Below are 7,731 nucleotides of genomic sequence, written 5' to 3' on the forward strand. Positions count from 1 at the left end.
TTGTCAAGTCTCTCCGGATACCCGGGCGCAGAGAAGGCCCGATCGGGCAGAGCCGGGATGGTCCACTCGGGCCGGTACGACGAACGGCCCCCGGAGTGTCCGGGGGCCGTTCGGTTGAGGCAGGGAGCGCCGATCAGACGTCGGCGCCCAACTCGTCGTCGTCCTTGTCCTCGTCGTCGGAGTCGTACTTGACGTACTTGATGCCTTCGTCGACGGGGCCGTCGAAGCCGAGCCGACCCTCCTCGAGGACCAGCACCCGGTTGCACATCCGCCGTACCGAGCCGGCGGCGTGGCTGACGTAGAAGACGGTGGCACCGGAGTCGCGGACCTGCTCCATCTTCTCCAGGCACTTGCGCTTGAAGGGCTTGTCCCCCACCGCGAGCGCCTCGTCGGCCAGGAAGATGTCGCAGTCGACGTTGATCGCCACCGCGAAGCCCAGCCGGGCGAACATGCCCGAGGAGTAGTTGCCCACCGCCGAGTCGAGGTGCTTGCCGATGTTGGCGAACTCGATGATCTCGTCGAGCTTGCGGTGGGTCTCCTTCTCGGACATCCCGAACACCGCCGCGTTGAGGAAGATGTTCTCCCGCCCGGTCAGCTGCGGGTGGAAGCCCGCCCCGGTCGCGATCAGACCGGCGATCCGACCACGGGTCAGCACCCGGCCGGAGTCGGGCTTCATGATCCCGTTGACCAGCTTCAGCAGGGTCGACTTGCCCGAGCCGTTGAGGCCCATCAGCCCGATCGACTCCCCCTGCTCGACGGTGAACGAGACGTCGTCGAGCGCCTTGAAGGTGTCGCTGGTCGCCTGGCCGCGCAGCTTGGCGACCGTGACCTGCTTGAAGGTGCGGTGGTAGCGCAGCGTGAATGACTTCGTGGCGTTCTCCACCACGATGGATGTCGACGGTGAGTAGCTCAATTCAACCGCTCCGGAATCTTGTCCTCCAGCGCGCGGAAGATGATCTGGGCGATCACCAGGATGACCCCCGAGACCGCCACCATGACCAGGCCGCGCGTGAACAGGTGGTCGGGCAGGTCGGTGGCCGCCGTAGCCGCGGGGTCGTCGGTGGTCCCGATCCAGAAGGCGCGCTGCATCAGCAGCACCGCCTCGGCGAGGGGGTTGTAGAGGTAGTACTGCGCGAACGAGCCGAACCGTTCCTCGACCACCGTGTAGGGGTAGATCATCGGTACGCCGAACCGGACCAGGTTGGTCAGGATGCTGACCGCGCTGGCGAAGTCGCGGAAGAAGACGTTGGCCACGCTGAACATCAGCGCCAGCGCCGTGCCCAGCAACATGATGATGCCGAGCGCGAGCAGGAGAGCCAGCATCCCCATCGGGTCGGGCGCCCATCCGAGCGGCACGCAGACCGCCACCATGATCACCATCTGCGGTGCCACGTGGTACAGCGAGACCAGCATCGACGCGACCGGGAACATCTCCTTGGGCAGCGACATCTTCCGGATCAGCGCCTTGTTGCGCACGATCGAGCGGGTCCCGGCGTTGAAGGTCTCGGTGAAGAAGTGCACGACGACCAGGCCGGTGAAGATGTGGATGGCGAAGTTCTCGGTGCGGTTGCGGTCCAGGAGCAGCGTGAACACGAAGACGTAGATCAGGAACTGGCTCAGCGGGTTGATGTAGGACCAGATCACCCCGAGGAACGAGCCGGAGTAGCGCGCGTTGATCTCCCGCTTGACCAGCAGCCTGAGCAGGTAGCGGTGCCGGAAGACCTCCAGCAGTCCCTGGGTCGCGGCGGGTGAGGCCAGCGGGGCGTCGACGATGTGACCCACCGGGGGCGGACCGCCGACGACGCTCTCGTCGCCGGTCGGCTCAGCCATCCAGGTCCGTCCGATCCTCGGTCCAGGGACGGAAGGTCTCCTCCCAGGCAGCCGGTGACGTGATCTCGCCGAGTTTGGAGCGGTAGAGCTCCGCCAGGCGCGGCCACTCGCGGCGGTACCGCTCGTGGATCTCCAGGGTGCGCTTCATCAGGTCGCGGAACTTCTCGTGGTCGCGCTGGTAGAGCGCGGCCGACGTGCCGTCGTTCATCGACACGATCGCGGAGTCGTAGCTGGCCAGGCGGTACCACTTGGCGTCCATCGCCCGGACCTCCGCCTCGGGGTACTCCCGGGAGAGGTCCCGCGGCGGCTTGAGCTGGCGCAGCGGCGCGAGCCCAGCGGTGATCAGCTGGGAGACGCGACTCGGCACCTCGACGGCGCTGCGACCCTTGCGCGGCGGCTTCTTGCGCCGGATCGGCGGGAAGGCGTCGGGGTCGACCTGGAGCTGGGCGTCGGTGAACTGCTTGCGGAACGCGTTCACCTCGGCCAGACGCCCGGGCAGCATGGCGTGCAGCCCGTCCGGCCCGGCGAGCACGTCCTCCATCGCCTGGAGCCGGAGCTCGGCGGTGGAGTACTGCATCGAGACCAGGTGCGCGATCTGGTGGTTGAGGCTCTCCCGGATCATCCGGCCGCCCTTGGGGTACGGCGAGTGCAGCAGCGCCGCGATGAAGCGGTTGCGGTGGTGGAAGTAGGCCTGCCAGTCGACCGCGTCGTTCTTGTCGGTCCACGGGACGTGCCACACGGCCGAGCCCGGGAAGGTGACGGTCGGGTAGCCCGCGGCCTTGGCGCGCAGGCCGAACTCGGAGTCGTCCCACTTGATGAAGAGCGGCAGCGACAGCCCGATCTCCTCCAGCACCACCCGCGGCACCAGGCAGCTGAACCACCCGTTGAAGTCGACGTCGACCCGCTTGTGCAGCCAGCGGCTCGAGCGCAGGTTGCGCGAGGCGAAGTCCCAGTCGCTGTAGGTGTCCAGCGGGGACATCCACCAGAACCGCCACGGCTGGATGATCTCCCCGAAGCTGTGCAGCCGCGAGCGGCTGAACAGGCTGAACATGTGGCCGCCGACGATCGTGGGCCGCCGGGCGAGGTCGGCGAAGGTGATCGCCCTGACGACGCCCTCGGGCTCGCAGACGACGTCGTCGTCCATCATCATCGTGTACGTCGCGGTCGCCTTGCGGACCGACTCGAGCTGGCCGCGGGCGTAGCCGCCCGAACCGCCCAGGTTGCCCTGCTCGATCACCCGCAGCCGCTCCCCCAGCGCGCCCTGCGCCTTGGCGAAGTACGGCGAGTCGGTGACCAGCTGGGTGCCCTGCTCCATCACCAGCACGGTGTCGAGGTACGGCGCGAGGTCCTCGTCCTCACCGAGCTGCGAGAGCAGCTTCGCGCAGAAGTCGGGCCGGTTCATCGTGGTGATCGCGATGTCGACGGTCCCGTGGGCGGCCCGGTCGTCCGGCACCTCCGCGGTCCACTCGGCGGAGACGACCACGTCGTCGTCGCCGGCCACCACGTCGTACCAGTACCAACCACCGTCGACGAAGGGCTTGAGCGAGAGATCGAAGACGAAGGTGCCGCGACCCTCGGCGCCGGTCGTGGCCGAGTCGACGCGCTGCGAGCGGCCGTTGGCCATCGACTTGTAGACGATGACCGTGGCACCGGAGCCGGCGACCTCGACGCTCAGCGTCACGTCGGTGACGACCGTCCAGCGGCGCCAGTAGCTGGCCGGGAAGGCGTTGAAGTAGGTGCCGAACGAGAGCCGCTCGCCGGACTTCACCCGCAGCTCGGTCCGGGACTCGATCTGGTCGGGGTGGATCTGGTTGCCGCTCGAGGTGGCCTGCCGGATCGCGGCGTTGTTCAGGTCCTTGGCGGCCCGGTTCCCACCGATCTCGTACTTGTCGGCGTCGAGGCGGGCCTCGTCGGGGTCGACGTACAGCGCGAGGACGTCGAAGTCGCGGTCCAGCGGCAGGATCTGTCGCTGCAGCAGTCTGGTGGTCATTCGTCCACTCCTCCACTCTGCAGAGCCATGCCCTCGGCGAAGTGCGGCTTGAGCTTGTTCTCGAACATCGTCAGGGCCGAGCCGATGGCCATGTGCATGTCGAGGTACTTGTAGGTGCCGAGGCGACCACCGAACAGCACCATCGGCTCCTTCTTGGCGAGCTCGCGGTACTTGAGCAGCTTCGCGCGGTCCTCGGCGGTGTTGATCGGGTAGTACGGCTCGTCGTCCTCGGTCGCGGCCCGGGAGTACTCGTGCACGATCACCGTCTTGCCCGAGATGTAGGTGCGCTCGGGGTGGAAGTGCTTGAACTCGTGGATCCGCGTCCAGGGCACGTCCTGGTCGTTGTAGTTCATCACCGCACAGCCCTGGAAGTCGTCGACGTGCTTGACCTCGGCCTCGAGGTCGACGGTGCGCCAGGAGAGCCGGCCCTCGGAGTTGCCGAAGTACTCGTCGACCGGGCCGGTGTAGACGATCGGCACCGTGCCCTTGAACTCGTCGGCGACGTCGAAGAAGTCGGTGTTCAGCCGGACCTCGATGTTGGGGTGGTCGGCCATCTTGGTCAGCCAGGCGGTGTAGCCGTCGACCGGCAGGCCCTCGTACTTGTCGTTGAACCACCGGTTGTCGAAGTTGTAGCGCACCGGGAGCCTGGTGATGATGTCGGCGCTCAGCTTGGTGGGGTCGGTCTGCCACTGCTTGGCGGTGTAGCCCTTGATGAACGCCTCGTAGAGCGGGCGCCCGATCAACGAGATCGCCTTCTCCTCGAAGTTGCTCGCCTCGGCGGTGTCGAACTCGGCCGCCTGCTCGGCGATCAGCGCGCGTGCCTCGTCGGGGGTGTGCGACTTGCCGAAGAACGAGTTGATCAGGGCCAGGTTCATCGGCAGCGAGTAGACCTGCCCGTCGTACTGGCCGAAGACGCGGTGCTGGTAGTTCGTGAACGAGGTGAACCGGTTGACGTACTCCCAGACCTTCTCGTTCGAGGTGTGGAACAGGTGCGCGCCGTAGACGTGCATCTCGATCCCGGTCTCCGGGTCGGCCTCACTGTAGGCGTTGCCGCCGAGGTGGTGGCGTCGGTCGAGGACCAGCACCTTGAGGCCGAGGTCGTTGGCACACCGCTCGGCGATGGTCAGGCCGAAGAAGCCGGAGCCGACGACGACGAGGTCGGGGGTGTCGTTCACGGGATCGGTCACGGACAAGGGGGGACTCCTGACGGGTTGGGCGCGGCGGCAAGTCTAGTCACCCGGCTGGGTGGCCCCGGGAATGCGACGCATGGACCGCGCGGACCGGATGGCCCGGATCACGTTGCTGGCCTCTCCCCGGCCTCCGCGCAGCGGGCTGAGCAGCACCACGGCGAGGACGAGGAGGTAGGGCTTGAGCCGGACGAGGACGTTCTCGCCGTAGCGGAAGTGCACGACGAAGAGGTTCCGGAACATGTAGAACCCCTTCCACGTGTCGAGCGAGTGCTGCTGGTCGAAGTCGAGCTGGCGCACCAGCACGGCGTCGCGGATGCCCCAGATGACATACCCCGCTCGACGCGCCCGAAGCGCGAAGTCGACGTCGTCGTAGAAGATGAAGTACGACGGGTCCGGGAGCCCGATCTCGTCGATCACCGCCCGGCGCACCATGAACCCCTCGAAGGCCACGTTGTGCAGCTCGATGCGCTCGGGCAGGTGCGCGCGGTCGCCGTACGTCGCGTCCACGGTGGCGCGCTTGGGGCGCATCGCGAACGGGTTGCGCAGGTCGAAGTCGAGGGCGGCCTTCTCGACGAGCTCCCCGCCGATGTCCTCGCGGACCGCGGCCAGGCAGTCCTCGTCGTACGACATCAGCGTGGCCAGGCACTCGGGCTCCGGGACGACGTCGTCGTCCATCAGCCAGATCCGGTCGAAGCCGGCCTCGTGGGCCAGCTTCACGCCGAGGTGGAAGCCGCCCGCCCCGCCGAGGTTCTCCTCGCTGACCGTGACCAGCAGCGGCAGGTCCGAGCGCTGCAGCATCTGCCCGGTGTGATCGCTGCTGGCGTTGTCGATCACGTAGACCGCGTCCGGCTGCCAGGTCTGGGCGGCGAGACCGTCGAGCATCCGCCCGAGCAGGTCGGCGCGGTTGAAGGTCACGATGACCACGGCCACCGTCTCGGCCCGCGGTCCGGAGGCACCCTCGATCTCCGTCTCGGGTCCGGTCATCGCAGGAACTCCTCGTGGCCGGTGAAGTCGCCGCGCAGCCCCGCTGCCATCGCCCGGGCCGAGAGCCCGACCCGCCGCGGCGAGGGCCGGGTGAAGGTGTAGAACCACACCGTCTTGGCCACGAAGAGCAGGGCGTGGGCCCAGCCGCGGTACTCGCGCAGGTTGAGCAGGTTGTTGCGCGCCATGCAGTAGTGCTTGAGATCGCTCGGCGTGTGGTTGTACGTGGTCCGCCCGAACATCATCGGGGTGCCGAGCTCACCGACGCTCGGGTGGCGCACCCGGGCGCCGACCACGGTCGCGATCCGGGCGCCGGCGCGCTCGGCGCGCCAGCGGTACTCGTGGTCGTCGCCCCAGATGAAGAACTCCTCGCGCGGCAGCCCGACCCGTTCGACCAGGTCCCGGGTGACCAGGACCCCGTTGAACGGGATCACCACGTCGGCGATCACCCCGTCGGTCGCCGCGGCCTCGACGCCGCCCATGTCGCGTACGGCGCGGGTGCCTCCGGGGAGACGGATCGGGAAGACCAGCCGGTCGGGGGCGGCCTCGTCCACGACGACCGGGCCCCAGAAGTCGAGTTCGCCCCGACGCTCGAGCAGGGTCGCCAGGCAGTCGGCGTCGGGGAGTCCGTCGTCGTCCATCAGCCAGGCCAGGTCGGCGCCACGCTCCATCGCCCACGCCAGCCCGTCGTGGAAGCCGCCCGCTCCCCCACGGTTGCGCTCCAGCGTGCGCGCGGTCACCGGGGCCGTCGCCAGCCACTCACCGGTGCCGTCGCTCGAGGCGTTGTCGATCACCAGGATCTCGCTGACCTGGGGGATCTCCCGCAGCCGGCGTACCAGCCCCTGGAGCAGGTCGAGGCGGTTGAACGTGACCACGACCGCGACGACGCGGGGCGCGTCCTCGGGGTGGGCGGAATCGGTCACGCGCCACACCCTACGGGGGTCGCGGGGACCGCCCGACCCTCGGCCGCGGTGGACGAGCCGGGCGAGGAGCCGGTCAGCAGGCCGACCCCAGGTCGTCCGCCTGGTTCGCGGCGTACCCGGTGCTGAGTGAACCGATCGAACCGCCGGTGACCGGCTGGTTGGAGCGCTTCTTCTTCTTCGCGACCACGGCGGGGGCGTTGCCCTCGGCCCGATCGATCGCCTCGCTGATCTTGCGCTGCACCACGGCGATGTCGGGGTTGCCGGTGTTGACCATCGGCGGCACCAGCGACAGCGTGGACATCTTCTGCCCCTTGGCCTTCAGGGCGAGCTGCATGAAGCGGTCGACCTCGCCCCCGGGCACATTGGTGGAGATCATCGCCGAGCTGGCCCGGGCGATCTTCTCGAAGTTGCGCAGCGCGACGTCGGGGCTGACCTGCTGGAGCATCGCGTTCATCACGCACTTCTGGCGCGCCATCCGCGAGTAGTCGTCGGAGCCCTCGCGAGCGCGGGCGTACCAGAGCGTGTCGTGGCCGTTGAGCTTGCGCACGCCCGGCTGGATGTAGCCGGTGACGTCGCTGCCGAGACCACCGACCGGGATCGGGGAGCGGACGTTGAGGGTGACGCCGCCGACCGCGTCGACGAGGTCCTTGAACCCCTGCAGGTTCACCATCGCCCAGTAGTTGATCCGCAGGCCGGTGATGCCCTCGATCGCCATGATCGTCGCGTCCATGCCCGGGGTCTCGGTGTCGGCGAAGAGCTCGGTGTTGTCCGCGGCCCAGGTGCTGACGCCGTTGAGGTAGCAGCCCTCGCAGTTGAA

General features: G+C 68.1%; 7 protein-coding genes. All 7 read right to left on the reverse strand.

What is annotated here, in order from left to right:
* Positions 1 to 133: 133 nt before the first annotated feature.
* Entirely contained in the window at positions 134 to 913 is a 780-nt protein-coding gene (locus tag ABZE72_RS06030) for an ABC transporter ATP-binding protein (protein WP_372728120.1), read from the reverse strand.
* A complete protein-coding gene (locus tag ABZE72_RS06035; RefSeq protein WP_372728121.1) occupies positions 910 to 1,830 on the reverse strand; it encodes an ABC transporter permease in 921 nt (306 codons plus the stop codon). Before ABZE72_RS06035 ends, ABZE72_RS06030 begins: the two co-directional genes overlap by 4 nt.
* Positions 1,823 to 3,820, reverse strand: a complete 1,998-nt coding sequence (locus tag ABZE72_RS06040; RefSeq protein ID WP_372728122.1) for a glycosyltransferase — start codon at positions 3,818 to 3,820, stop codon at positions 1,823 to 1,825. Before ABZE72_RS06040 ends, ABZE72_RS06035 begins: the two co-directional genes overlap by 8 nt.
* Entirely contained in the window at positions 3,817 to 5,007 is a 1,191-nt protein-coding gene (gene glf, locus ABZE72_RS06045; RefSeq protein ID WP_372728123.1) for a UDP-galactopyranose mutase, read from the reverse strand. Before glf ends, ABZE72_RS06040 begins: the two co-directional genes overlap by 4 nt.
* A gap of 42 nt (positions 5,008 to 5,049) precedes the next feature.
* Positions 5,050 to 5,994: a glycosyltransferase family 2 protein gene (locus tag ABZE72_RS06050; protein WP_372728124.1), complete on the reverse strand. Its 945-nt coding sequence runs from the start codon at positions 5,992 to 5,994 to the stop codon at positions 5,050 to 5,052.
* Entirely contained in the window at positions 5,991 to 6,914 is a 924-nt protein-coding gene (locus tag ABZE72_RS06055) for a glycosyltransferase family 2 protein (protein ID WP_372728125.1), read from the reverse strand. The genes ABZE72_RS06050 and ABZE72_RS06055 overlap by 4 nt, the downstream gene beginning before the upstream one ends.
* Positions 6,915 to 6,987: 73 nt before the next feature.
* On the reverse strand, positions 6,988 to 7,731 hold a 744-nt coding region (locus tag ABZE72_RS06060), incomplete at its 5' end, for an LCP family protein (protein ID WP_372728126.1).

The organism is Nocardioides sp. (genome assembly GCF_041600255.1).
Classification (GTDB): Bacteria; Actinomycetota; Actinomycetes; order Propionibacteriales; family Nocardioidaceae; genus Nocardioides.